The sequence below is a fragment of the Xanthomonas sp. NCPPB 2250 genome (assembly GCF_056725265.1).
In genome coordinates, this window is the sequence record NZ_CM161520.1 from 3,727,302 (window position 1) to 3,751,468 (window position 24,167).

General features: G+C 70.3%; 23 protein-coding genes. 20 read left to right on the forward strand and 3 right to left on the reverse strand.

Going from position 1 to position 24,167, the window contains the following annotated elements; all coding sequences use genetic code 11:
* Nucleotides 1-192 precede the first annotated feature (192 nt).
* Nucleotides 193-2,070 (forward strand): DUF885 domain-containing protein, encoded by a 1,878-nt coding sequence (locus AC1PMG_RS14860; protein ID WP_481109395.1) that lies wholly within the window; start codon nt 193-195, stop codon nt 2,068-2,070.
* A gap of 548 nt (nt 2,071-2,618) precedes the next feature.
* Here AC1PMG_RS14860 and mmuM read toward each other — a convergent pair.
* Nucleotides 2,619-3,557 carry a homocysteine S-methyltransferase gene (gene mmuM, locus AC1PMG_RS14865; RefSeq protein WP_481109396.1) on the reverse strand — a complete coding sequence of 313 codons (939 nt, stop codon included), beginning with the start codon at nt 3,555-3,557 and terminating at the stop codon, nt 2,619-2,621.
* Nucleotides 3,558-3,678: 121 nt separating this feature from the next.
* Between mmuM and AC1PMG_RS14870 the strand changes: the two genes are divergently transcribed.
* From AC1PMG_RS14870 to AC1PMG_RS14955, 18 genes are all read left to right on the forward strand, one after another.
* The gene (locus AC1PMG_RS14870; protein WP_342073348.1) at nt 3,679-4,044 is read left to right on the forward strand and encodes a VOC family protein; all 366 of its coding nucleotides are present in this window, start codon (nt 3,679-3,681) and stop codon (nt 4,042-4,044) included.
* Between the two features lie 2 nt (nt 4,045-4,046).
* A complete protein-coding gene (gloA2, locus tag AC1PMG_RS14875; protein WP_481111680.1) occupies nt 4,047-4,436 on the forward strand; it encodes an SMU1112c/YaeR family gloxylase I-like metalloprotein in 390 nt (129 codons plus the stop codon).
* 126 nt (nt 4,437-4,562) lie between these two features.
* Nucleotides 4,563-5,015, forward strand: a complete 453-nt coding sequence (locus tag AC1PMG_RS14880; RefSeq protein ID WP_017910211.1) for a DUF2147 domain-containing protein — start codon at nt 4,563-4,565, stop codon at nt 5,013-5,015.
* Between the two features lie 219 nt (nt 5,016-5,234).
* Nucleotides 5,235-7,301: a methionine--tRNA ligase gene (gene metG, locus AC1PMG_RS14885; RefSeq protein ID WP_481109397.1), complete on the forward strand. Its 2,067-nt coding sequence runs from the start codon at nt 5,235-5,237 to the stop codon at nt 7,299-7,301.
* Nucleotides 7,302-7,385: 84 nt separating this feature from the next.
* Nucleotides 7,386-7,988 (forward strand): HAD family hydrolase, encoded by a 603-nt coding sequence (locus AC1PMG_RS14890; RefSeq protein ID WP_481109398.1) that lies wholly within the window; start codon nt 7,386-7,388, stop codon nt 7,986-7,988.
* 4 nt (nt 7,989-7,992) lie between these two features.
* Nucleotides 7,993-8,589 (forward strand): hypothetical protein, encoded by a 597-nt coding sequence (locus tag AC1PMG_RS14895; RefSeq protein ID WP_481109399.1) that lies wholly within the window; start codon nt 7,993-7,995, stop codon nt 8,587-8,589.
* 108 nt (nt 8,590-8,697) lie between these two features.
* Nucleotides 8,698-9,108, forward strand: coding sequence for an Rnf electron transport complex subunit RnfB (gene rnfB, locus AC1PMG_RS14900; protein ID WP_481109400.1), 411 nt, complete (start codon nt 8,698-8,700; stop codon nt 9,106-9,108).
* A 91-nt stretch (nt 9,109-9,199) separates the two neighbouring features.
* Nucleotides 9,200-9,988, forward strand: coding sequence for a hypothetical protein (locus AC1PMG_RS14905; protein WP_481109401.1), 789 nt, complete (start codon nt 9,200-9,202; stop codon nt 9,986-9,988).
* Nucleotides 9,989-10,076: 88 nt separating this feature from the next.
* Nucleotides 10,077-10,448, forward strand: coding sequence for a hypothetical protein (locus AC1PMG_RS14910; RefSeq protein WP_043092665.1), 372 nt, complete (start codon nt 10,077-10,079; stop codon nt 10,446-10,448).
* A 58-nt stretch (nt 10,449-10,506) separates the two neighbouring features.
* On the forward strand, nt 10,507-11,064 hold the full coding sequence (locus tag AC1PMG_RS14915) for a sigma-70 family RNA polymerase sigma factor (RefSeq protein ID WP_017917756.1): 558 nt from the start codon (nt 10,507-10,509) through the stop codon (nt 11,062-11,064).
* Nucleotides 11,061-11,852, forward strand: a complete 792-nt coding sequence (locus AC1PMG_RS14920; protein WP_481109402.1) for an anti-sigma factor — start codon at nt 11,061-11,063, stop codon at nt 11,850-11,852. The genes AC1PMG_RS14915 and AC1PMG_RS14920 overlap by 4 nt, the downstream gene beginning before the upstream one ends.
* Nucleotides 11,853-12,714: 862 nt before the next feature.
* A complete protein-coding gene (locus tag AC1PMG_RS14925) occupies nt 12,715-13,692 on the forward strand; it encodes an acyl-CoA desaturase (protein ID WP_481109403.1) in 978 nt (325 codons plus the stop codon).
* Entirely contained in the window at nt 13,689-14,942 is a 1,254-nt protein-coding gene (locus AC1PMG_RS14930) for an NAD(P)/FAD-dependent oxidoreductase (protein ID WP_342073355.1), read from the forward strand. Before AC1PMG_RS14925 ends, AC1PMG_RS14930 begins: the two co-directional genes overlap by 4 nt.
* A complete protein-coding gene (locus AC1PMG_RS14935; RefSeq protein WP_267093749.1) occupies nt 14,939-15,808 on the forward strand; it encodes a DUF1365 domain-containing protein in 870 nt (289 codons plus the stop codon). The genes AC1PMG_RS14930 and AC1PMG_RS14935 overlap by 4 nt, the downstream gene beginning before the upstream one ends.
* Nucleotides 15,805-17,115 (forward strand): class I SAM-dependent methyltransferase, encoded by a 1,311-nt coding sequence (locus AC1PMG_RS14940; RefSeq protein ID WP_481109404.1) that lies wholly within the window; start codon nt 15,805-15,807, stop codon nt 17,113-17,115. The genes AC1PMG_RS14935 and AC1PMG_RS14940 overlap by 4 nt, the downstream gene beginning before the upstream one ends.
* Nucleotides 17,112-17,657, forward strand: a complete 546-nt coding sequence (locus AC1PMG_RS14945) for a DUF2878 domain-containing protein (protein WP_481109405.1) — start codon at nt 17,112-17,114, stop codon at nt 17,655-17,657. Before AC1PMG_RS14940 ends, AC1PMG_RS14945 begins: the two co-directional genes overlap by 4 nt.
* Nucleotides 17,654-18,436 (forward strand): DUF1295 domain-containing protein, encoded by a 783-nt coding sequence (locus tag AC1PMG_RS14950; RefSeq protein ID WP_481109406.1) that lies wholly within the window; start codon nt 17,654-17,656, stop codon nt 18,434-18,436. Before AC1PMG_RS14945 ends, AC1PMG_RS14950 begins: the two co-directional genes overlap by 4 nt.
* 20 nt (nt 18,437-18,456) lie before the next feature.
* The gene (locus AC1PMG_RS14955; RefSeq protein ID WP_481109407.1) at nt 18,457-19,533 is read left to right on the forward strand and encodes an SAM-dependent methyltransferase; all 1,077 of its coding nucleotides are present in this window, start codon (nt 18,457-18,459) and stop codon (nt 19,531-19,533) included.
* 211 nt (nt 19,534-19,744) lie between these two features.
* Here the strand turns inward: AC1PMG_RS14955 and AC1PMG_RS14960 are convergent, their stop codons facing one another.
* Nucleotides 19,745-20,089, reverse strand: coding sequence for a RidA family protein (locus AC1PMG_RS14960; protein WP_017910151.1), 345 nt, complete (start codon nt 20,087-20,089; stop codon nt 19,745-19,747).
* Entirely contained in the window at nt 20,086-20,775 is a 690-nt protein-coding gene (locus AC1PMG_RS14965) for a DUF998 domain-containing protein (protein ID WP_481109408.1), read from the reverse strand. The genes AC1PMG_RS14960 and AC1PMG_RS14965 overlap by 4 nt, the downstream gene beginning before the upstream one ends.
* Nucleotides 20,776-21,272: 497 nt before the next feature.
* Between AC1PMG_RS14965 and mprF the strand changes: the two genes are divergently transcribed.
* Nucleotides 21,273-23,837: a bifunctional lysylphosphatidylglycerol flippase/synthetase MprF gene (gene mprF, locus AC1PMG_RS14970; RefSeq protein WP_481109409.1), complete on the forward strand. Its 2,565-nt coding sequence runs from the start codon at nt 21,273-21,275 to the stop codon at nt 23,835-23,837.
* The last annotated feature ends 330 nt before the right edge of the window (nt 23,838-24,167 follow it).

The window sequence follows — 24,167 nt, forward strand, 5'->3', positions numbered from 1 at the left end:
CACACGCGCGAGCGCAGCGCACGCGCTTGCGCGCGGCCGTCGTGCAGCGCCGCAGACGCCGGTGCCGCCTGGCCCGTCGCGGCACGGCGCCCGCCCGCGACAGGGCGGTGGGCGCCCGCAGGCAGCGGCCATGGGTGGCCTCGGCGGTGCGGATCGGGCAAGCTCCCCGCTCGCTTGTCGTTGGAGCCCGCAATGCCGCCCCGCTTTTCCCGCCTGCTGTCCCTGGCCATCGCCACCGCCCTGAGCCTGTCGCTGGCGGCCCCGGCGGACGCGGCCAAGAAGAAGACCACCAAGCAGACCACCGCGCAGACCCGCGCCAAGGCGAGCAAGGCCCGCAAGGCGCGGCCGGCGCCGGCCCCGGTGGTGCTGACCAAGGCGCAACAGCTGAACCGGCTCTACGACGACTACTGGGAAGCCTCGCTCAAGCTCAATCCGCTGCAGGCGACCTTCCAGGGCGACAGCCGCTACAACGACCAGTTGCCGAACTTCCTCTCGGCCGCGTTCCGCCAGCAGTCGCACGACTTCACCGTGGAGTGGCTGGGCAAGGCCGAGGCGATCGGCAAGGACGGCCTCAGCGGCCAGGACCTGCTCAGCTACGAGATCTTCGTCGGCGACGCACGCAATGCGCTGGAGGCGGAGAAGTACCCGAGCTGGATGCAGCCGGTGAACCAGTTCTACAACGTCGGCAGCATCATGGTGATGCTCGGCTCGGGCACCGGCGCGCAGCCGTTCCGCACGGTCAAGGACTACGACAACTGGTCGCGGCGCGCGCTCGGCATTCCGGCGCTGTTCGACCAGGCCATCGCCAACATGCGCGAAGGCATGAAGGCCGGCGTGGTGCAGCCGCGCGCGCTGATGGAGAAGGTGCTGCCGCAGCTCGATGCGATCATCAAGCCCACCGCCGAGGAGAGCCTGTTCTGGGGCCCGGTGCGCAACCTGCCGGCGGACATCCCGGAGGCCGAGAAGCAGCGCATCACCGCCGAATACAAGCGCATGATCGAGTACCGGATCATGCCCGCCTACCGCGCGCTGCGCGGCTTCATCGCCACCGAGTACCTGCCGGCCACGCGCAATACCGCCGGCATCGGCGCCCTGCCCGGCGGCGATGCCTGGTACGCCTGGAACGTGCGCCAGAGCACCACCACCGACCTGACCCCCGCCCAGATCCACCAGATCGGCCTGGACGAGGTGGCGCGCATCCAGGGCCAGATCCAGGCGGTGATGAAGCAGGTGCGCTTCCGCGGCTCGATGCAGAAGTTCTTCAAGTTCATGCAGACCGACAAGCGCTTCACCTTCAAGAGCGAGGACGAGCTGCTGACCTACTACCGCGGCCTGGAAGGCCGGGTCGACGCGGCGGTGCCGCGCATGTTCTCGCTCAAGCCCAAGGCCGCGTTCGAGATCCGCCCGGTGGAGCCGTATCGCGCGCAGTCGGCGGCCAGCGGCTCGTACATGCGCCCCAGCGAGGACGGCCGCCCCGGCATCTTCTACGTCAACACCTACGACCTGCCCAGCCGCAAGACCTGGGATGCGGAAGACCTGTACCTGCACGAGGCCATTCCCGGCCACCACTTCCAGCTCGGCCTGCAGCAGGAGCTGACCAACCTGCCCAAGTTCCGCCGCTTCGGCGGCGAGACCGCCTTCATCGAAGGCTGGGGCCTGTACGCCGAATCGCTGGGCAAGGACCTGGGCCTGTACCAGGATCCCTACAACTATTTCGGCTACCTGCAGAACGAGCTGTGGCGTGCGATCCGCCTGGTGGTGGACACCGGCGTGCACAGCAAGGGCTGGACCCGCGAGCAGGTGATCGACTACATGCTGCAGAACTCGGCCACCAGTCGCACCGACGCCGAAGCCGAGGCCGAGCGCTACATGGCCATCCCCGGCCAGGCGCTGTCCTACAAGATCGGCGAGATGAAGATCATGCAGCTGCGCGACTACGCGCGCGCGCAACTCGGCGACAAGTTCGACATCCGCGAGTTCCATGCCGAAGTGCTGAAGGACGGCTCGGTGCCGCTGAACGTGCTGCAGGAAAAGATCGAGCGCTGGGTGGCGAGCAAGAAGCAGGGGTGAGCGGGAAGCCGCTCCTCCCGCGGAACAGGCGACCTGAGACGTCGCGGGATCGTGGCAGGAGCGGCTTCAGCCGCGATGGGGCCTTCCTGGTGAAGCCCGGTCGCGGCTGAAGCCGCTCCTACGACGGCCGCAAAGGCCGCATCGGCGGCATTCCGCCCCCGATCGTCGCCCCTCTTCAGAACCATCAGACCCCCCACATTCGCGCGAACGGCGTCGGGACTGAAGTCCCTCCCACAGTGCAGTTCCCTGGCACGCCGGCTGCCGCAATTGCAGCGCGACGGCAGTGGGAACTGCAGCGATGTCCCGTTGATGCAATGGCCGTCCCGTTGCGCCCATTCCTTTCGGTGAGGATCGCACACCGGTCCCATCAGGGCACTGGGCGCGCATGCCCCCCTTGTGGGAGGGACTTCAGTCCCGACGCGTTGCAGTGAAGGGCGTCGGGACTGAAGTCCCTCCCACAAACGGCCAAGGCGATTGATCAGCGCCGACACGGCCTGAAAACCGGCTGCGAAGCCATCGTACGTCGCGTGCAAGGCAACCCGCCCTCTCTACATCGCTGCCAGACGCCGCGCCAGCTGCGCGATGTCCTGCGGCGTGGTGCGGCAGCAGCCGCCGATCAGGCGGGCGCCGGCCGCACGCCAGGCGGCGAGGTGGTCGACCAGGGTGCCGGCATCGGCGCTGTCGGCCTGCCAGCATTTGCGCTCGGCGTCGTAACGCTCGCCCGCGTTCGGATACACCACCAGCGGTAAGCGTGTCAGCGTCGCCAGATGACGCAACGCCGCAGTGGCCAGCGACGGCGCGACGCAGTTGACGCCGAGCGCGACCACCTGCGGGTGGCCGTCGAGCAACGCCACCACCTCGCGCAACGGCGTGCCGTCGCTGAGGTGGGCTGCATCGCGCAGGGTGCAGGCGAACCAGGCGACAATTCGAGGAAACTCCTCCAGCACCTGCAGCAAGGCCGCCATTTCCGCCAAGGACGGCTGCGTTTCGCAGGCCAGCAACTCCACGCCGGCCGCGACCAGGGCCGCGATGCGCGGGCGATGGAAATCGCGCATTCGCGCCGGCGTCAGCACATAGTCGCCACGGTACTCGGACCCGTTGGCCAGATATGCACCATACGGACCGACCGAGCCGGCGACCAGCAAGGGGCCCGCCTGCGGATGCAGCGCGAGCTGCGCCTGCCGTGCCTGCTGCGCCAGTTCGACGCTGCGCGCGATCAAGCGTTGCGAGTGCGCGAGGTCGATCCCGCGCGCAGCGAAACCCTGCGGCGTGGCCTGGTAGCTGGCGGTGATCGCGCATTGCGCACCGGCGGCGAAATAGTCCTGGTGCACCTGGCGGATCAGGTCCGGTTGTTCCAGCAGGATCTTCGCCGACCACAGCGGATCGCGCAGATCGCAGCCGCGACGCTCCAGTTCGGTGGCCAGCGCGCCGTCGAGCACCAGGCACCGGTCCTCGGCCAGCAGCGCGGCGAGCGGGTTGTGCGGCATGGCGCGGCCTCGCAGCGACGGAATGCGCAGTGTCGCAGACGGCACGCGCAGCGGTGCGGCCGCACCGCTGCGCTATGCTTCTCCAATGGATTGCCCCGTTTCGCTCGCCCCGACTCAGCGCATGACCTTCACGACGCTGACCCCGATGCTGCGCTGTGCCGACCTGACTACGGCACTGGCGTTCTATACCGAAACCCTGGCGTTTCGCCTCGAAGGCGGCGCAGTGGCGACGGGCTGGGTGTCGCTGCGGCACGGCCCGTTGGCACTGATGCTGGCCGCGCACCACACAGAGGCCGACACCTCCATTGCCAGCGCCGCCTGCTCGCTGTACTTCCGCACCGACGAGGTCGATGCCTGGTGGCAGCGGCTGCATCCGCATGGGCGCATCGTCTATCCGTTGCAAGACTTCGACTACGGCATGCGCGAGTTCGCGATCCGCGATGCGGACGGCCATGTACTGCAGTTCGGCCAGGCGCTGTGCCGATGAGCCTGACCCTGGACGGCCTGCACCACGTTGCGATCATCGCGTCGGACTACGCGCGCTCCAAGGACTTCTATTGCCGCATCCTGGGCCTGCCGGTGATCGCCGAGGTCTACCGCGACGCGCGCGACTCCTGGAAACTGGACCTGGCCTTGCCCGACGGCAGCCAGATCGAACTGTTCTCGTTCCCCGCGCCACCGCCGCGACCGAGCCGCCCGGAAGCCTGCGGGCTGCGCCACCTGGCGCTGCGCGTGCGCGACCTGGACGCAGCCGTCGCGCACCTGCAGGCGCACGGCGTGGAAGTCGAACCGATCCGTGTGGACGCGTACACCGGCCGCCGCTTCACCTTCTTCGCCGATCCCGACGACTTGCCGCTGGAACTGTACGAGCACGGCTGAACGCCGGCGGCCGACCACGCTGAACCGCATGCCGCAGTGCGGATTCCCAGCACCATACGCTTGGGTATACAGTCGGATCAGGCCGGCATCGCGCCGGCCGCACCGGACATCCCTCGGGAGGGGAACATGCGCACGACCTTCAAGACCCTGATGCTGGCCCTGCCGCTGAGCGCGGCGGCATTCATGGCGCACGCCGCCGACACCTCGCCGGTCGGCCGCTGGCAGACCATCGACGACGAAACCGGCAAGCCCAAGTCGATCGTGCAGATCGAACAGGCCGCCAACGGCACGCTGAGCGGCAAGGTGGTCGAGATCCTGCAATCCAACCACGGCCCCAACCCGATGTGCGACAAGTGCGACGGCGAGCGCAAGGGCAAGCCGATCAAGGGCATGACCATCCTGTGGGGCCTCAAGCCCGACGGCACCGCGGTGTGGGACGGCGGCTCGGTGCTGGACCCGGCCAAGGGCAAGACCTACAAGGCCAAGGTCACCCTGACCGACGGCGGCAAGAAGCTGCAGATGCGTGGCTACATCGGTATCGAGGCGTTGGGGCGGACGCAGACCTGGATCAGGGAGTGAAACCGGGACCCGGGGCCCGGGACCGGGGACCCGAAAAAGCGGGTTAGCGCGAACGGAAGTTTTCCGCGCAACCTATCTCTCCAAAGGCGTCCGCGAGGGCGCCTTTTCCGTGGCTGCCAACCCGCCATGCACCGCTCTCCCGGGTCCCCGGTCCCGAGCCCCGGGTCCCGGCTTTGCATGCCATGCGATAATCTCGCGCCCCCAGACACGCCGGCCGCCATGACCACCGCTCTCGTCACCACCGCCCTGCCCTATGCCAACGGACCGCTGCATCTGGGGCATCTGGTCGGCTATATCCAGGCCGACATCTGGGTGCGCGCGCGGCGGCTGCGCGGCGACCGCACCTGGTTCGTGTGCGCCGACGACACCCACGGCACGCCGATCATGCTGGCCGCGGAGAAGGCCGGAGTCACCCCGGAGAGCTTCATCGCCGCCATCCAGGCCAGCCACGAGCGCGATTTCGCCGCGTTCGGCGTGGCCTTCGACCATTACGACTCGACCAACTCGGCGGCCAACCGCGCCCTGACCGAGGCGTTCTACGCCAAGCTCGACGCCGGCGGCCACATCGCGCGGCGCTCGGTGGCGCAGTTCTACGACCCGGCCAAGGGCATGTTCCTGCCCGACCGCTACATCAAGGGCATCTGCCCGAACTGCGGCAGCGCCGACCAGTACGGCGACAACTGCGAGGTCTGCGGCGCCACCTATTCCCCGACCGAACTGAAGGAGCCCAAGTCGGTGATCTCCGGCGCCACGCCGGAGCTGCGCGATTCGGAGCACTTCTTCTTCGAGGTCGGCCGCTTCGACGGCTTCCTGCGCGATTGGCTGGCCGGCGACGTCGCCCTGCCCGGGGTCAAGGCCAAGCTGATGGAATGGCTGGACAGCGAAGGCGGCCTGCGCGCCTGGGACATCTCCCGCGACGCGCCGTACTTCGGCTTCCAGATCCCCGGCCAGCCGGGCAAGTATTTCTACGTGTGGCTGGACGCGCCGATCGGCTACCTGAGCAGCTTCCAGACCCTGTGCGCGAGCCTGGGCGAAGCGTTCGAGCCGCACCTGGCCGCCGGCACCGCCACCGAACTGCACCACTTCATCGGCAAGGACATCGTCAACTTCCACGGCCTGTTCTGGCCGGCGGTGCTGCACGGCACCGGCCACCGCGCGCCGACCCGGCTGCACGTCAACGGCTACCTGACCGTCGACGGCGCCAAGATGTCCAAGTCGCGCGGCACCTTCGTCATGGCCCGCACCTACCTGGACGTGGGCCTGGAGCCGGAAGCGCTGCGCTACTACTTCGCGGCCAAGTCCTCCGGCGGCGTCGACGATCTCGACCTGAACCTGGGCGACTTCGTGGCGCGGGTCAATGCGGACCTGGTCGGCAAGTTCGTCAACCTGGCCAGCCGCTGCGCCGGCTTCATCGACAAGCGCTTCGGCGGCACGCTCGCCGACGCGCTGCCGGACCCGGCGCAGTACGCGCGCTTCGCCGCCGCGCTGGCGCCGATCCGCGAGGCCTACGAGCGCAACGACCCGGCCAGCGCGATCCGCCAGACCATGGCCCTGGCCGACGAGGCCAACAAGTACATCGACGAACACAAGCCCTGGGTGCTGGCCAAGCAGGACGGCGCCGAGGCGCAACTGCAGGCGGTGTGCACGCAGGGCCTGAACCTGTTCCGGGTGCTGGCCGCCGCGCTCAAGCCGGTGCTGCCGCGCACCTGCGCCGAGGCCGAGGCGTTCCTGTCGGCCCCGCTCGGCGCCTGGGACGACCTCGACGCCCCGCTGCTGGCGCACGTGATCCAACCGTACGCCCCCCTGTTCACCCGTATCGACCCCAAGCTGCTCGACGCCATGACCGACGCCTCCAAGGACACCCTCGCCCCCGCCCCGGCCGCAACCAAGCCGGCACCGGCCAAGACCGAAACGAAGGTCGCTGCGAATCCCGAATCCCCACTCCCCACTCCCGGCGTCATCGGCATCGACGACTTCGCCAAGCTCGACCTGCGCATCGGCAAGGTACTGGCCTGCGAGTTCGTCGAAGGCTCGGACAAGCTGCTGCGCTTCGAACTGGACGCCGGCGAGCTGGGCAAGCGGCAGATCTTCTCCGGCATCCGCGGCAGCTACGGCGAACCGGAGAAGCTGGTCGGCCGCAACGTGGTGTTCATCGCCAACCTGGCCCCGCGCAAGATGCGCTTCGGCCTCAGCGAAGGCATGATCCTGTCGGCCGGCTTCGACGGCGGCGCCCTGGCCCTGCTCGACGCGGATAGCAGCGCGCAGCCCGGCATGCCGGTGCGTTGACGGCGGGGATTGGCGAGTCGGGATTGGGGATTGGTTGAGCCACTCTCGGCGCCGATGGGTCCATGACGCGGTGACGAATCCCCAATGCCGAATCCCCAATCCCTCGCTCTCTTCGACTTCGACCACACGGTCACCACCGCCGATACCTATTCGGGATTCCTGCGCCGTGTGGCCACGCCGGCGCAGCAGGCGCGGGCGCGCTGGGCGGTCGGGCCGTGGCTGGCCGGCTATCGGCTGGGCCTGGTGTCGGCGGCGACGTTGCGCACGCGGGTCACCCGGCTGGTGTTCGCCGGCCGCGACGCAGACGAGATCGCCCGCGAGGCCGAGCACTATGCGCAGCAGGCGCTGCCGCCGCTGCTGCGACCGGACATGATGCAGCGGATCGCCTGGCACCACGCCCAGGGGCACAGCGTGGCGCTGGTCTCCGGTTCGCTGGATCTGTATCTGCGGCCCTGGTGCACGCAACATGGGCTGGGCCTGATCTGCAACCGCCTGGAAGTGCAGGATGGGCGCCTGACCGGCCGCTATCGCCACGGCGACTGCGGCCCCCGCAAGGCCGCGCTGATCCGCATGCAGTACGACCTGAACGCTTATCGGCGCATCTATGCGTACGGCGACAGCCGCGAGGATCGGCCGATGCTGGCGCTGGCGCACGAGCGCTGGTACTGCGGGCGCCGGATCGCCTGAGCCGATGACGCTGCGCCAGACACCGCCGCCCCTGCCGTCGGCTGCGCAGCGCGTGGCCGCCTCCGCGGCACGCCGCGACGCCGAGGCGACGCCACCGCGCGACCGCAGCGCGGTCATCGCCTTGTCGATCGTGGCGGTGGCGATCCTGCTCGGCATCGCATTCGCCGTCAGCGTGTGGGGCTGGCGCGTCTACCCCGCGGTGCGCAGCGACGATGCCTGGGTGGCGACGCCGGCGTCGCGCCCCGGTGGCGCCATGCCCGGCGCGCCGGCCGCCGTCTCCACGCATGCGTCCAAGGACGACGCGATCACGGTGATCGCCCGGTTCCGCGAGGACGTGCTGCCGACGATCCGGGTCGGCCAGGCCGCGCAGGTGCGCCTGGCCGACGGTGCGGGGATGACCTGGGTCGGCCACGTGCAGGCGATCGGCGCCGCCGTGCAGGAGGCGGACGTGCCGCTCGGCACGACCACGCAGGCCGGCAACCATGTCCGGCGCGTGCAGCGGCAGCCGGTGCGGATCGTGCTGGACCGCGCGCAGGCGCCCGCCAGGCTGGAACCGGGCAGCGCGGTCCAGGTCGTGATCGACACCTACAGCGCGCGCTAGGCTCGGGCCGCAGCGGACGCCGCGCTACACTGTGCCGGCTGGCCACGCCGGCGCTTCCGCTTCTCCGCCCCTGCTCCTCGCCGTGCGCTGCCGCGCGCCGCCTCCGCCATGACGCCCGCCCACGCCGCCCTGCTCGAACGTCTCGATCGCCTGCTGCCGCAGACCCAATGCGGCCAGTGCGGGTTCGACGGCTGTCGTCCCTACGCCGAGGCGATGGCTGCCGGCACGGCGCAGGTGGACCGCTGCCCGCCCGGCGGCGACGCCGGCGCGCGCGCCCTGGCGCGGGTGCTCGGCGTCCCCGCCCTGCCCTACGACCGCAGTCGCGGCACGCACGCGGCGCCGCAGGTGGCATGGGTGGTGGAAGCCGACTGCATCGGCTGCACCAAGTGCATCCAGGCCTGCCCGGTGGACGCCATCGTCGGCGGCGCCAAGCACATGCACACGGTGCTGGCGCCCTTGTGCACCGGCTGCGCGCTGTGCCTGCCGGCCTGTCCGGTGGATTGCATCGTCCTGCGCTGAGACAGCCGCTTCAGCGCGAGCGCCACGGCGGGCGCATCCGGATCGGCACCCGCCGCGTATGTCCTGGTGTCATTCCACCGGAGCGCCGTGCATGCCGACGTCGACCGCCGCCTTCCCGCTCATCCGAGCGCACCTGCCGCTGGCCCTGGCCCTCGGCACCGCCGCCCTCGTCGCCGCCGCGCCTGCGCGGGCGATGCTGCACTACGAGGGCATCGCCTATGCCGCCGACGGCAAACAGGTGCTGTACCGCGAGAGCCACTGGGTCCGCGAGGATGGCGCGCGCCTGGTGCTGTACCAGTGCACCGACGGCGCCGCGTTCGCGCGCAAGCGCGTGGACGACGGCAGCGCCGCGCCGGACTTCGAACTGGTCGATGCGCGCAGCGGTTACCGCGAGGGCGTGCGCCGCAGTGGCAGCGGGCGCGAGATGTTCAGTCAGGCCAAGGGCCAGGCCGAGCGCCGCGCGCCGCTGCCCAAGAGCCCCGAGGCGCAGGTGATCGACGCCGGTTTCGACGCCTACCTGCGCCAGCGCTGGGACAGCCTGGGCAGCGGCGGACCGCAGCGCATCGCCTTCGTGCTGCCCAGCGAACTGCGCACGCTCGACTTCCGCATCAGTCCCGGCCCTGCCGATGCCGAGGTGCAGCGCTACACCCTGAGCCTGGCCGCCTGGTACGGCACGCTGCTGCCCGACCTCAGCGTCGCCTACACGCGCAAGGACCGGCGTCTGCTCGAATTCCGCGGCGTCGGCAACATCCGCGACGCGCGCGGCCGCTACCCGAGCGTGCGCATCGACTTTCCCGAACGCCTGCGCGGCCAGGCCGACGATGGCGCCTGGCAGCAGGCGCTGCAGCAACCCCTGGTCGCGCAATGCAGCGCGCGCTGAGCCGCGCCGCCAGCGCATTCACGCCGGCCCCCGCCGCACCCGCTACAACCATGCCTGCGCATCGCCCGCGCATCGACGAGGACACCTCATGGCCAAGGCCTACCTGTGGTTCAACGCCGCGCTGTACGCGCTCCTGGCCGTCTGGTGCACGCTGCTGCCGGCGCAGACCGCCGCAGCGGTGGGCTATGTCGGCCTGGACCGCTCCGGCCAGTCCGAATATCTGGTCATCTACGGCGGCCTGCAGTTGGGCATGGCCTTCCTGTTCGGCTACTTCGCCCGCACCGGGCAACTGCGCACCGGCCTGCTCCTGGCGCTGGCGTTCTACGTGCCCATCGTGCTCTACCGCAGCGCCAGCCTGCTGCGGCTGTGGCCGGTCGGCCCGACCACGACCGGCCTGGCCGCGTTCGAGATCGTCCTGCTGCTCACCGCACTCGTGCTGTGGCGGCGCCAGCGCGCCTGAGCGACGAGCGCGGCGAAAGCCTGTAGGATCGCGCCGACCTTCGCCACCGTCTCCCGGCATGACCGAGTCGCCCGATCACGACGAAGCAGGACAATTGCTGGTGGCCACCGCCACCGGCGACAGCGCCGCGTTCGAACGCCTGTACCGCACCACCTCCTCGCGCCTGTTCGGCGTGTGCCTGCGCATCGTGCCGCAGCGCGGCGAAGCCGAGGACGTGCTGCAGGAAGTGTTCTCCTCGGTCTGGCGCAAGGCGGCGCAGTTCGACCCGCAGCGCGCGCGCGGCCTGACCTGGCTGACCATGATCGCCCGCAACAAGGCCATCGACCATCTGCGCGCACGCGCACCGGCGCGGCAGTCGGTGGCGCTGGACGACGCCGGTGAACTGCAGGACGAAGGCCGCGATCCGCTCGCCGACACCGAGTGGCGGGTGGCCGGTCGGCGCCTGGACGTGTGCATGGGCGAACTGGAGCCGCCGCGCGGCGACTTGATCCGCACCGCGTTCTTCGAAGGCATCACCTACGAAGAACTGGCGCAGCGCAGCGGCACGCCGTTGGGCACGGTCAAGAGCTGGATCCGCCGCGGCCTGGCCAAACTGAAAGCGTGCCTGGAACGATGAACGCCTCCGTGCCCGATCCGCAGGAAACCCCGCCGCCGCGCGACGTGCTGGCCGGCGAGTACGTGCTCGGCGTGCTCGACGCGCAGGAGCGCCGCGCCGCCGAAGCACGCATCGACAGCGACCGCGAATTCGCCGCGGCCGTACTGCAATGGCAGCAACACCTGATGCCGCTGGCCGACGAGATCGCGCCGGTGGCGGTGCCCGAGCGCGTATGGGTCCGCATCCGCGCTTCGCTGGGCCTGGATGCGCCGGCGCCGCGCACGCGCCCCGCCGCACCCGGGTTCTGGGACAGCGTGCGGACCTGGCGCTGGCTCAGCGCCGGCGGTTTCGCCACCGCCACGGCCTGCCTGCTGGCGCTGCTGCTGGCGCGTGCGCCGGTGCCGCCGCCGGCCGCGCAGCCGCCGCCGGTCGCCACCACCACCACGCCTAAGCCCAGCGGCATCGCGATGACCTCCACGCTGATGCAGGACGACGGCAAGCCCGGCTACGTGGCGCTGATGGACGCCGACAAGCGCAGCATCACCCTCACCCCGCTGGCCGGCGCCCGCGACGCCGACCGCGTGCCGGAACTGTGGCTGATCCCGGCCGACGGCAAGGCGCGCTCGATGGGCGTGTTCGACGAGGCCAAGGCGCGCGTGGCGCGCATTCCCGATGCGCTGATGCCCTTGCTCAGTGACGGCGCGGTGCTGGCGGTGACCATGGAACCGCCCGGCGGCGCGCCCGGCGGCGTCGCCACCGGTCCGGTCGTGGCCAAGGGCGGCATCAGCACACTGCAGTTGGCGCCGTAGACATCTCTCCCTTCTCCCGCCGGGAGAAGGTGCCCCGAAGGGGCGGATGAGGGTCCGGGCGAAGCCTGGTGCAGCGTCTGGTCGCGCAAGTTGAATCGCGAGAGCTTCGCTCCGTACCCTCACCCCAACCCCTCTCCCGACGGGAGAGAGGCAATAGCGCTTTAGCACGCTGCAGCTGGCGCCGTAGACAACCCTTCTCCCATCGGGACCATGGATTCCCTTCTCCCGTCGGGAGAAGGTGCCCCGAAGGGGCGGATGAGGGGACGGGCGAAGCCTGGTGCAGCGTCCGGTAGCGCAAGCTGGATGCGCGAGGGCTTCGCTCCGTACCCTTACCCCAACCCCTCTCCCGCCGGGAGAGAGGCAATGACGCCTTGGCACGCTACAGCTGGCGCCGTAGACACCCCTTCGCCCATCGGGACCGCGGAGTCCCTTCTCCCGTCGGGAGAAGGTGCCCCGAAGGGGCGGATGAGGGGACGGGCGAAGCCTCGTACAGCGTCCGCTAGCGCAAGTTGGATACACGAACGCTTCGCTCCGTACCCTCACCCCAACCCCTCTCCCGATGGGAGAGGGGCAATGACGCCTGGCGCTCCAGATGCCTTGCACGCGCCGCGGTCAGGCTATGCCGCGCTCGTCTACAAGAACCGGGCGCGCATTCACCCGCCCACCACTCGTGCGCAGGCAACATCCCCGCCGCCATCGCGCATCCGCACGACAGCCAGATCTTCCGATTCGTGCGACGCCTGCGCTGCGCCGTCGTGGCCGCCGTGCCGCGCCCGCAGCCGTGCAGGGGAAATGCGACGCGGGTGCATCCGTCTTCCGGTTTCGCCCGTATCGCTCCCAAGTCCCCCAATGAGACGCGCTTGTGCCGAGTCCCGTTCCGGAACCCAGCCCTTCCACAACGCCACCTGCCCCGCGTGGCCGCATCCTGCGCACCTTGCGGCGCTGGTTCGACACCAGTGCCGAGATCGAGCTGGATCCGGCGCGTGCCGACCGCATCGACTGGCTGCGTGCCGCGCCCTACATCGGCCTGCACCTGGCGTGCCTGGGCGTGTTCTGGGTCGGTGTGTCCTGGTTCGCCATCGGCATGGCCGTGGCGATGTACGCCGTCCGCATGTTCGCGCTCACCGGCTTCTACCATCGCTACTTCGCCCACCGCGCGTTCAAGACCTCGCGCCCGGTGCAGTTCCTGTTCGCCGCGATCGGCGCCACCTGCGTGCAGCGCGGACCGCTGTGGTGGGCCGCCCACCACCGCAACCATCATCGCCATACCGATACCCCGGCCGATCCGCATTCGCCGCGCCAGCATGGCTTCTGGTGGAGCCATAGCGGCTGGTTCCTGACACCGCGCGGCTTCCGCACCGACTGGGAGGCGATCCCAGACCTGCGCCGCTTCCCCGAACTGCGCTTCCTCGACCGCTTCGACCTGTTGCTGCCGGTGCTGCTGGCGCTGGCGCTGTTCCTGCTCGGCGAGTGGCTGCAGCAGCACGTGCCGCAGCTCGGCACCGACGGCCCGCAGTTGCTGGTGTGGGGTTTCTTCGTCTCCACCGTGGCGCTGTTCCATGCCACCTTCACCATCAACTCGCTGGCGCACCGCTTCGGCAGCCGCCGCTTCGACACCCGCGACGACAGCCGCAACAACCTGTGGCTGGCGCTGCTGACCTTTGGCGAAGGCTGGCACAACAACCACCATTTCTTCCCCGGCGCCGCGCGCCAGGGTTTCCGCTGGTGGGAGCTGGACCTGACCTGGTACGGCCTGAAGGCGCTGTCGTGGACCCGCGTGATCCGCGAGCTCAAGCCGGTGCCGGCCGGGCTGGTGCGTGCGCAGGCGCGTGCCCGATGAGCCGGATCGCGGTGGTGGGCTCGGGGATCGCCGGCCTCGGCGCGGCGTGGCTGCTGTCGCAGCGCCACGAGGTGACGCTGTACGAAGCGGCCGACTATCTCGGCGGCCATACCCATACCCATGCGATCGAACTGGACGGCGCGGAGTACGCGGTGGACAGCGGCTTCATCGTGTTCAATCCGGAGCACTACCCGCTGCTGAGCGCGCTGTTCGCGCGGCTCGGCGTCGAGTCGCAGCCGACCACGATGAGTTTCTCGGTGCACGAAGAGCGCACCGGGCTGGAGTACAACGCCGGCACGCTCGATGGGCTGTTCTGCCAGCGCCGCAATCTGCTGTCGCCGCGCTTCTGGCGCATGCTGCGCGATCTGCGGCGGTTCTACCGGGAGGCGCCGCAGGTGCTGCACGACGCCTCGCTGGCGCAGCTCACCCTCGGCGACTTCCTGCAGCGCCACCGCTACTCCGAGGTCTTTCGCGACGCGCACCTGGTGCCGATGGCCTCGGCACTGTGGTCCTCGCCGTCGCGGCAGATCCTCGATTTCCCGATGCGCCAGCTGATCGGTTTCATGGCCAATCACCACATGCTGCAGGTCAGCGGCCGCCCGCAGTGGCGGGTGGTGCGTGGCGGCTCCAACAGCTACGTGCGTGCGCTGCGCAGCCGCTGGCGCGTGCGCGAGCGGCTGGGCACGCCGGTGCGCGCGCTGCAGCGCACGGCGCACGGCAGCGTCGCGATCGCCTGCGATGCCGACACCCAGCAGTACGACCACGCGGTATTGGCCTGCCACGCCGACGACGCGCTGCGCCTGCTGACCGACCCCAGCGACGCGGAAACCGCGATCCTCGGCGCGATCGGCTACCAGGACAACGAGACCGTGTTGCACACCGATGCGCGCGTGCTGCCGCGCGACCGCCGCGCCTGGGCCGCCTGGAACGCGCATGTGCCCGCGGATCCGGACGCGCCGTGCACGGTCAGCTACTGGATGAACGCGCTGCAGTCGCTGCAGGCGCCGCAGCCGTTCATCGTCAGCCTCAACCGCACGGATGCGATCGATCCGGCCAAGGTGCTGCGGCGCATGCGCTACCGGCATCCGCTGCAGACCCAGGCGTCGGTGGCGGCGCAGGCGCGCAAGGGCGAGATCCAGGGCCAGCGCAATACCTGGTTCGCCGGCGCCGGCTGGGGCTTCGGCTTCCACGAGGATGGCCTGCGCAGCGCGGTCGACGTCGCCGCCGCGCTGGGGGTACCCTGGTCATGACGCTGATGCGCCGTGCTGCCGTGCCCGCCCCGCCGACTGGCGCCGTCTCGACAACGTCGGCGGCGGCGGGCACGACCCTGCATGGCCTGCACAGCGCGGTGTACACCGGCTGGGTGCGGCATCGCCGTTACGCGCCGAAAGCGCTGGCGTTCCGCTATCCGCTGTTCCTGCTGTACCTGGACCTGGACGAACTGGAGCAGGTGTTCGCACGGCGCTGGCTGTGGTCGGTGAACCGGCGCAACCTGGCCGAGTTCCGCCGCAGCGACTACCTGGGCGACCCCGCGCAGCCGCTGGACGAGGCGGTGCGCGACCGCGTGCAGCAGCACACCGGCGAGCGTCCGCTGGGCCCGGTGCGCATGCTCACCCACCTGCGCTACTTCGGCCACTGCTTCAATCCGGTCACGTTCTACTACTGCCACGACGCGCAGCAGCGCCTGCACAGCATCGTCGCCGAGATCACCAACACGCCTTGGCGGCAGCGCCACGCCTATGTGCTGCCGATGGCCGAGGCGCGCAGTCACGGCACCACGCACGCCTGGCGCTTCGCCAAGCGCTTCCACGTCTCGCCGTTCATGGCGATGGCGCACACCTACGCCTGGCGCTTCAGCGAACCCGGCGCGCAACTGCGCGTGCACATGGACGTGCTCGATCCCACGCCGGCGGCGACGCGGCGGCGTTTCGACGCCACCCTGGTGCTCGAACGCCGGGCCCTCGACGGCGCCAGCCTGGCGCAGGCGCTGCTGCGCTATCCGGCGATGACCCTGCAGGTCATGGCCAAGATCCACTGGCAGGCGCTGCGGCTGTGGCTGCGCGGCAACCCGGTGCACGACCACCCCGACCATTCCCTTCCGCGAGAACGCCGATGAACGCTCCGCATGCGCCCTCTTCCGCCGCGCTGGCCCCTGCCGCACCGCCGCTGCGCGGGCTAGACCGCCTGCTGCGGCAGCGCCTGCTCGCCACCCTGGATGGCCTGCGCGAGGGCCAGTTGCGCATCGAGGAAGCCGGCACGCTGACCACGCTGGGCGATCCCAGCGTCGGCGGCGACACGCTGCAGGCGCATCTGCGCATCCACGACCCGCGCTTCTACCGCCAGGCCGCGCTCAACGGCAGCGTCGGCGTCGGCGAGGCGTACATGGACGGGCTGTGGGACTGCGACGACCTGGTCGCACTGGTACGCCTGCTGGTACGCAACCGCGACCGCCTGGACGCGATGGAAACCGGCCTGGCCCGGCTCGGCGGCCTGGCGATGCGCGGCCTGCACGCGTTCGCGCGCAACACCCGCGCCGGCAGCCGCCGCAACATCGCCGCGCACTACGACCTGGGCAACCAGCTGTTCGAGCTGTTCCTGGATCGCAACCTGATGTACTCCTCGGCGATCTTCCGCGACACCGACGCCGCCTTGGGCGAGGCCGCGCTGGAACGCGCCGCCGAACGCAAGCTGCAGCGCATCTGCGCCAAGCTCGACCTGCAGCCGCACCACCACCTGGTCGAGATCGGCACCGGCTGGGGCGGCTTCGCGCTGCACGCGGCCAAGCACCACGGCTGCCGCGTCACCACCACCACCATCTCGCGCGAGCAGTACGAACTGGCCCGGCAGCGCATCGCGGCCGCCGGGCTGTCGGACCGGGTCGAGGTGCTGCTGCGCGACTATCGCGATCTCGACGGCCGCTACGATCGCCTGGTCTCGATCGAGATGATCGAGGCGATCGGCCATCAATACCTGGATACCTACTTCGGCAAGGTCGGCAGCCTGCTCAAGGACGACGGCCAGGCGCTGATCCAGGCCATCACCATCGAGGATCACCGCTACGCGCAGGCGCTCAAGTCGGTGGACTTCATCAAGCGCCATATCTTCCCGGGCAGCTTCATTCCCTCGGTGGCGGCGATGACCGGCGCCATCGGCCGCGCCAGCGACCTGCGTCTGTTCAACCTGGAAGACATCGGCCCCAGCTACGCGCTGACCCTGCGCGCCTGGCGCGAGCGCTTCATGGCAAAGCTGCCGCAGGTGCGCGCGCTCGGCTACGACGAACGCTTCATCCGCATGTGGGAGTTCTACCTGGCCTACTGCGAAGGCGGCTTCCTGGAGCGCTCGATCGGCGACGTGCACCTGTGGCTGAGCAAGCCGCGCGCACGGCCGGCGCAGTTCGCGCCGGCGCTGGCGGGCGACGCATGAGCAACCTGATCAACTACCTCGCCCTGCAGGGGCTGTGGCTGGCCGCCGTCGTCGGCGCCGCGCACGGCTTGGCCTGGGCCGGCCCGGCGGCGCTGGCGCTGTTCGCGCTGTACCAGTTGCAGCCGCGCCGCCGCGCACGCGGCGACGCCGCGCTGATCGCCCTAGCATTGCCGCTGGGCGCCGGTGTCGATGCGGCCATGCGCGCCGGCGACTGGGTGCGCTACGCCGCCGCGCCGCCGGCACCGTGGCCGCCGCTGTGGATCCTGACGCTGTGGGCCGGCTTCGCGCTGACCTTCCAGCACTCGCTGGCCTGGGTGATGCGCCATCCCTGGCGCGCGGCGCTGTTCGGCGCCACCGCCGGCCCGCTGGGCTACGTGCTGGCCGCGCGCGGCTGGCAGGCGGTGACGCTGGTGGCGCCCATGCCGCAGGCGCTGCTGGCGCTGGCTGTTGGCTGGGCCGCGGCGCTGACCCTGCTGAGCCTGGCGACGCGGCGCCTGCTGGTCGCCACGCCGGCGCTGCCGGCCACCGGAGCGGCGCGATGAACGCCTGGCCGCTGCTGCATGTGGGCGTGTTCACCGTGCTGGTCATGCTCGCCGGTTGGGCCTGGCAGCGGCACACCCGCAATGCCGGCGTGGTCGATGTGCTGTGGTCGGCCTGCATGGCGCTGACCGCGGTGTACTGCGCCTGGCGCGCCGATGGCGCGCTGCTGCCGCGCGTGCTGACCGCCGTCTTGGGCGGGCTGTGGGGCGCGCGCCTGGCCTGGCATCTGGGCGTGCGCGTGTTCGGCGATGCGCACGAAGACGGCCGCTATCGTGCGCTGCGCGAGCACTGGCACGGCGACCAGCGCAAGTTCCTGGCGTTCTTCCTCGGCCAGGCGCTGGTGGTGCTGGCGTTCGCGGTGCCGCTGTCGGTGGCCGCGCACAATCCGCAGCCGCAGTGGAGCGTGTGGACCACGTTGGCGGTTGCGACTTGGCTGGTCGCGGTGGGCGGGGAAAGCCTGGCTGACCGGCAACTGGCCGCGTTCCGCACCGACCCGGCGAACAAGGGCAAGACCTGCCGCCAAGGTCTGTGGCGCTATTCGCGGCATCCGAACTACTTCTTCGAATTCGTGCACTGGTTCGCCTACGTGTTCCTGGCAGTGGGCAGCGGCGCGCTGTGGGTCGGCGTGGCCGCGCTGGGCCCGCTGCTGATGTTCGCCTTCCTCTATCGCGTCACCGGCATTCCCTACACCGAACAGCAAGCACTGCGCTCGCGCGGCCGCGACTACGCCGACTACCAGCGCAGCACCAGCGCCTTCTTCCCCATGCCGCCGCGGCACTGAGCCGCGCCAGGAGATCCGCCATGTCCAGCACCTTCGCCACCTCTTCCCCGCCCGCCGCGCCGGCCGAGCCGCTGGCCACGCGCCTGGCCGAATCCGGCCTGCTGCCCGACGCCATGCTGCGCGCGGCGATGCGCCGGTTGTGTGCGCAACGCCTGCGCGACGAGCGCGCCGGCGGCGCCGACGCGGCCTGGGAGCGCCAGCGCCTGCTGATCGAATCGCTGCGCGAAAGCGCCATCGCGATCGAGACCGACGCGGCCAACCGCCAGCACTACGAAGTGCCGCCGCGCTTCTTCGAGCTGTGCCTGGGCAAGCGCCTGAAGTACAGCAGTTGCTACTGGGATGCGACCACGCCCGACCTGGACGCGGCCGAAGAACGCATGCTGCAGCTGTACGCCGAACGCGCACAGTTGCGCGACCGCCAGCGCATCCTCGAACTGGGCTGCGGCTGGGGCTCGCTGACGCTGTGGATGGCCGAGCAGTTCCCCGGCGCGCGCATCACCGCGGTCTCCAACTCGCGGCCGCAGCGCGAGCACATCGAAGCGCAGTGCCGCGCGCGCGGACTGAACAACGTCAAGGTCATCACCCACGACGCCAACACCCTGACCCTGCCGACCGAGAGCTACGACCGTGTGGTGTCGATCGAGATGTTCGAGCACATGCGCAACTACCGCGAACTGCTCAAGCGGGTCAGCCACTGGCTGGTGCCGGGCGGCCGGCTGTTCGTGCACATCTTCTGCCATCGCGACCTGGCCTACCCGTTCGAGGTGCAGGGCGAGGACAACTGGATGGGCCGGCACTTCTTCACCGGCGGTCTGATGCCGGCGGCCGACACCCTGCTGCAGTTCCAGGACGACCTGGCGATCGAACGCCGCTGGCTGCTGTCCGGCCAGCATTATGAGAAGACCGCCAACGCCTGGCTGCACAACCAGGACTGTCACCGCGACACGCTGATGCCGGTGCTGCAGGCCACCTACGGCGCCGACGCCAAGATCTGGTGGCAACGCTGGCGCATGTTCTGGATGGCCTGCGCGGAACTGTTCGGCTACGAACAGGGCCAGCAGTGGGGCGTGGCGCATTACCGGTTCGTCAGGCGCTGAGGCGCCGGGATTGGGGGGTCGGGAGTGGGGATTGGCGAAGGCGGCGTGCTGCCGCCTGATCGTCTGCGTGTAGGAGCGGCTTCAGCCGCGACAGGCATTACCGGTAAGGCCGGTCGCGGCTGAAGCCGCTCCTACGAGGATCAGGGGATATGCAGGCGACGTCGTGGTGGGCACGACGAATCCCCAATCCCCAATCACGAATCCCGGCCGCTCAGGCGGCCGCCGTAATGACGATCTCGATCTTCCAGGCCGGGTCGGCCAGCTTGGCCTGCACGGTGGCACGCGCCGGGGTGTTGCCCGGGCTGACCCATTCTTCCCAGACCTTGTTCATTTCGGCGAACTCGGCCAGGTCGGTCATGAAGATCTCCGCGCGCAGGATCCGGCTCTTGTCGGTGGCGGCGAGCGCCAGCAACCGGTCGATCGCGGCCAGCACCTGGCGGGTCTGGCCGGCGATGTCTTCGCTGGTATCGTCGGCGATCTGCCCGGCCAGATAGGCCACGCCGTTGTACACGGTCATCTCCGACATCCGCGGGCCGGTATCGAAACGCTGGATCATGATGCGCTGTCCTGTAGTGGGAAGACCGCGCCATTGTCGCGCGATTGCGCCGCGGCTGCAGGCACCGGCCGCCACATGCGATACGCCACCGGCAGCAGCCAGGCCAGGATCAGCACGATCGGCAGTTTCTGGGTCAGCCCGCGCGGCGGCGCGCGCCACAGCACGTGCACCCACAGGGCAACGAACGCCAGCACCGCCAGCAGCAACAGCGGCCCGGCGCGGCCCCGCCACGCTGCCTGCCGGCGCAGCCACGCGCTCTGCAGCAGCATCGCCGTGGTCACGCACAGGAACGCGGTCTGCGCGGATAACCCGTGCACCAGCGGCGCCAGCAGCGGCGCGCGCTGCGGCAGATAGCTGTCGCCGATCGCCACGCCGCACAGGCCGAGCGCGGCGCAGCCGAACAGCACTACCGGCGCGCCGCTGCGCGCGCGTGGCGGTGCTTGCGCATACAGCCCGGCCGCCAGCGCCACCACGCCGACGGCCAGCAGGACGTAGACGCTGCGCAGCAGCAGGCCGCCGGGCCCATGTAGGTACTGGCTGAGCGTGGCCTGCTGCCAATGCAGATCGGCACGCACGACCTGCAACGCCACGGCCACGCCAAGGAACAGCAGCGCCAGCAGCAGCGCCGTGGCACCGGCCAGGCGCGTCCAGCGCGGCGCGGCAAAGGGAGATGCGGACAACGACATCGACAGGCTCCGGAACCGACACAGACCGTCGCCACATGCGCCGGCCACGGCCCCTGACGCGGTCCCGACGCCGTGGCGACGTGCGATTCCACTATCATGCGCGTCGCCGGCACGGCCGGTATAGCCTAGAGCGCGTGATGCACGGTGAGAGGAGCGGCATGGTGATGGAGGAATCGGTATGCGCTGCGACGCGCGGCCTGGGATGGCACCAAGCCAACCCGCGCAGGGCCGGCTTCGCGCCGCTGATCGCTCTGCTGCCGGGACGTGGCACGTTGCGTGCATCGAGGGATTGCGCGACAGGCCGGAGCAACCCGCCTTGCCCCGGGACCCCACACACCGCGTCGTAGCCACCTGTCCATAGCCTTGTCAATGTTCGCAACACGCTCCCACCCAACCGGTATCGCGATGGCCCGCCTTCGTTTCACCCGCACTTCCGCTCCGACCGCGTCGCGCACCGCGCACCACGCGCCGTCGTGCCTCGCCGCCGTCCGTCCGCAATGACCGACGCCGCGCCCTCCACTGCCGCGTCCACTCCCGGCTGGCGCCGTGCGCTGCCGGTGCTGGCCAGCCTGGCGATCCTGGCCCTGGCGCTGCACGCGCTGGCCACGGAGTTCAGCACCCACGGCTACAGTGCGATCCGTCACGCCTTCAACCAGCTGAGCCTCAGCCAGATCGTGCTGACGCTGCTGCTGGGCCTGAGCAGCTACGCCTGCCTGATCGGCTTCGATGCCGTCGGCCTGCGCCGCAGCGGGCGCAAGCTGCACCCGATGCGGATCAGCATCACCGCGTTCCTGGCGCATGCGGTCGGGCAGACCCTGGGCTTCGCCGCATTGACCGGCGGCGCGGTGCGCCTGCGCGGCTACGGGCGGGTCGGGCTGAGCCTGGCCGAGATCGGCCAGGTGGTGCTGATGAGCACGCTCGGCTTCGTGTTCGGCGCGTGGCTGCTGCTGGCGCTGGCCCTGACCCTGGAACCGGCCGCGGCGGCGCTGGCGCTGCCGGTCGGCGCGACCGCGGTGCGGGTGATCGGCCTCGCGCTGCTGGCGGGCTTCGCGACGATGCTGCTGCTGGCCGGCCGCGACGGCCGCACCCTGCGCTGGCGCGACCATGAACTGTGGCTGCCGGACCGGCGCACTACCCTGGGCGTGACCGCGCTGAGCGTGGTCGAGCTGGGCCTGGCCAGCGCCGCGTTCTACGTGCTGCTGCCCAACGAATCGGGCATCGAGTACATCGGCTTCGTCGGCCTGTACCTGGTCGCGGTGGTGGCGGGTCTGGTCTCGACCGTGCCGGCCGGCCTGGGCGTGTTCGAGTGGAGCCTGCTCAAGCTGCTGCCCGGCGTGGCCCCGGCGGCGGTGCTGGCGGCGGCGCTGATCTACCGCATCACCTACTACGTGGTGCCGCTGCTGCTGTCGGTGCTGATGGCCTCGCTGTCCGGCCTGCGCCGGCCGCTGGCCGCCAGTGCCGGCGGCGTGCGCGTTGCCTGGCGCACGCTGCGCCCGTGGCTGCCGCAGATCATCGCCCTGGCGGTGTTCGCGGTCGGCGCGGCGCTGGTCATCGACGGCACCCTGCCCACCCCCAAGCGCCGCCAGGACATGGCGCCGCTGTCGATCATGGAAACCTCGCACCTGCTGGCCAGCCTCGGCGGCGTGGTGCTGCTGCTGATCGGCCAGGGCCTGCAGCGGCGCAGCCATGCGGCCTGGGTGCTGGCGATCGGCATCTGCGTGCTGCTGCCGCTGCCGGCCTGGCTGCGCGGCGGCCACGTCTCGGTGGCGCTGTCCTCGCTGGTGGTGGCGGTCGGCCTGTGGGGCGCGCGCCGCGAGTTCTACCGCGAGGGCGCCCTGCTCGACGAGGCCTGGTCGTGGCCGTGGCTGCGCAACCTCGGCCTGGTGCTGATCGCCACGATCTGGCTGCTGTTCTTCGTCTACAGCCACGTCGAATACCAGAACGAGCTGTGGTGGGAGTTCGCCACCTCGGCCAACGCGCCGCGCGCGCTGCGCGCCGTGCTGCTGGTCAGCGTGGCGGTGGTGGTGTTCGGGCTGGCGCGGCTGCTGCACAGCACCCGCTCGCCGTTGCCGCCGGCCGATGGCGCGCAGCTGGACGCGCTGGCGCCGGTGCTGGCCGAGGCCACCGACACCCAGGCCTGCCTGGTGCTGACCGGCGACAAGGCGCTGCTGCAGGCCGAGGACGGCCCCGGCTTCGTGATGATGCAGCGCTACGGCGGCTCGCTGGTGGCGATGGGCGACCCGGTCGGCGCGCCGGAAGTGGCCCGCGCGCTGATCTGGCGCTTCCGCGAGGAAGCCGACCGCATGGGCCTGCGCCCGGTGTTCTACCAGGTCGGCGAGCAGCACTGGCAGACCTACCTGGACCTGGGCCTGACCCTGGTCAAGCTCGGCGAGGAAGCGATGGTGTCGCTGGAGGGCTTCCACCTGGAAGGCCGCGACCGCGCCGACCTGCGCCAGGCCTGGAACCGCGGCAAGCGCAGCGGGCTGAGCTTCCGCATCGTCGAGACCGACGCGGTGGACGCGCTGATGCCGGTGCTGGCCGAGGTCTCGCAGCAGTGGCTGGAAGACAAGGCCGGCGCCGAGAAGGGCTTCTCGCTGGGCAGCTTCGACCCGGCCTACCTGCGCCGCTTCCCGATCGCGGTGGTGGAGTTCGAAGGCAAGGTCGTGGCCTTCGCCAACCTGTGGCAGGCCCCGGCCGGCCACGAGCTGTCGGTGGACCTGATGCGGCACATCGCCGATGCGCCGAAGGGCACGATGGATTTCCTGTTCATCGAGCTGTTCCTGTGGGGCCGCGACCAGGGCTACAAGCGCTTCTCGCTGGGCATGGCGCCGCTGTCGGGCCTGGCCCAGCACCGCCTGGCCGGCCGCTGGAACCGCTTCGGCAACCTGATCGTGCGCCACGGCGAACGCTTCTACGGCTTCACCGGCCTACGCCGCTTCAAGTCCAAGTTCGCCCCAGCCTGGCGCACCCGCTACCTCGCCGCCCCCGGCGGCATGCACCTGCCCGCCGCCCTGCTGGACGTGACCCGGTTGATCTCGCTGGATCCACGCAAGCCTGAGTGAGGCGGGGATTGGGGAGTTGGGATTGGGGATTCGCCCCGGCTACCTCGCGTTTGCTGGAGCATTGCGAGGCTTCGCGCCGTACCCTCATCCGCCCCTTCGGGGCACCTTCTCCCGAGGGGAGAAGGAACAGCGCTAGCCCCTCTCCCCCCCGGAGAGGGGTTGGGGTGAGGGTGCGACCGCTGTGGAACGCCCGGCGGCATGCACTTGCCCGCCGCCTTGCTGGACGTGACCCGGTTGATTTCGCTGGATCCACGCAAGCCGGAGTGAGGCGGGGATTGGGGAGTTGGGATTGGGGATTCGGCCCGGCTACCCGTTTGCCCGGGCATTGCG

Excerpts from the sequence above, each read along its gene's own strand:
- AC1PMG_RS14880 (WP_017910211.1), top strand. The coding sequence starts at position 4,563 with ATGCGCACGACCTTCAAGACCCTGATGCTGGCCCTGCCGCTGAGCGCG.
- AC1PMG_RS14915 (WP_017917756.1), top strand. The coding sequence starts at position 10,507 with ATGACCGAGTCGCCCGATCACGACGAAGCAGGACAATTGCTGGTGGCC.
- AC1PMG_RS14890 (WP_481109398.1), top strand. The coding sequence starts at position 7,386 with ATGCCGAATCCCCAATCCCTCGCTCTCTTCGACTTCGACCACACGGTC.
- AC1PMG_RS14965 (WP_481109408.1), bottom strand. The coding sequence starts at position 20,775 with ATGTCGTTGTCCGCATCTCCCTTTGCCGCGCCGCGCTGGACGCGCCTG.
- AC1PMG_RS14910 (WP_043092665.1), top strand. The coding sequence starts at position 10,077 with ATGGCCAAGGCCTACCTGTGGTTCAACGCCGCGCTGTACGCGCTCCTG.
- AC1PMG_RS14935 (WP_267093749.1), top strand. The coding sequence starts at position 14,939 with ATGACGCTGATGCGCCGTGCTGCCGTGCCCGCCCCGCCGACTGGCGCC.
- AC1PMG_RS14905 (WP_481109401.1), top strand. The coding sequence starts at position 9,200 with ATGCCGACGTCGACCGCCGCCTTCCCGCTCATCCGAGCGCACCTGCCG.
- AC1PMG_RS14940 (WP_481109404.1), top strand. The coding sequence starts at position 15,805 with ATGAACGCTCCGCATGCGCCCTCTTCCGCCGCGCTGGCCCCTGCCGCA.
- AC1PMG_RS14860 (WP_481109395.1), top strand. The coding sequence starts at position 193 with ATGCCGCCCCGCTTTTCCCGCCTGCTGTCCCTGGCCATCGCCACCGCC.
- AC1PMG_RS14920 (WP_481109402.1), top strand. The coding sequence starts at position 11,061 with ATGAACGCCTCCGTGCCCGATCCGCAGGAAACCCCGCCGCCGCGCGAC.
- AC1PMG_RS14895 (WP_481109399.1), top strand. The coding sequence starts at position 7,993 with ATGACGCTGCGCCAGACACCGCCGCCCCTGCCGTCGGCTGCGCAGCGC.
- AC1PMG_RS14945 (WP_481109405.1), top strand. The coding sequence starts at position 17,112 with ATGAGCAACCTGATCAACTACCTCGCCCTGCAGGGGCTGTGGCTGGCC.
- AC1PMG_RS14955 (WP_481109407.1), top strand. The coding sequence starts at position 18,457 with ATGTCCAGCACCTTCGCCACCTCTTCCCCGCCCGCCGCGCCGGCCGAG.
- rnfB (WP_481109400.1), top strand. The coding sequence starts at position 8,698 with ATGACGCCCGCCCACGCCGCCCTGCTCGAACGTCTCGATCGCCTGCTG.
- metG (WP_481109397.1), top strand. The coding sequence starts at position 5,235 with ATGACCACCGCTCTCGTCACCACCGCCCTGCCCTATGCCAACGGACCG.
- mmuM (WP_481109396.1), bottom strand. The coding sequence starts at position 3,557 with ATGCCGCACAACCCGCTCGCCGCGCTGCTGGCCGAGGACCGGTGCCTG.
- mprF (WP_481109409.1), top strand. The coding sequence starts at position 21,273 with ATGACCGACGCCGCGCCCTCCACTGCCGCGTCCACTCCCGGCTGGCGC.
- AC1PMG_RS14870 (WP_342073348.1), top strand. The coding sequence starts at position 3,679 with ATGACCTTCACGACGCTGACCCCGATGCTGCGCTGTGCCGACCTGACT.
- AC1PMG_RS14950 (WP_481109406.1), top strand. The coding sequence starts at position 17,654 with ATGAACGCCTGGCCGCTGCTGCATGTGGGCGTGTTCACCGTGCTGGTC.
- AC1PMG_RS14930 (WP_342073355.1), top strand. The coding sequence starts at position 13,689 with ATGAGCCGGATCGCGGTGGTGGGCTCGGGGATCGCCGGCCTCGGCGCG.
- AC1PMG_RS14960 (WP_017910151.1), bottom strand. The coding sequence starts at position 20,089 with ATGATCCAGCGTTTCGATACCGGCCCGCGGATGTCGGAGATGACCGTG.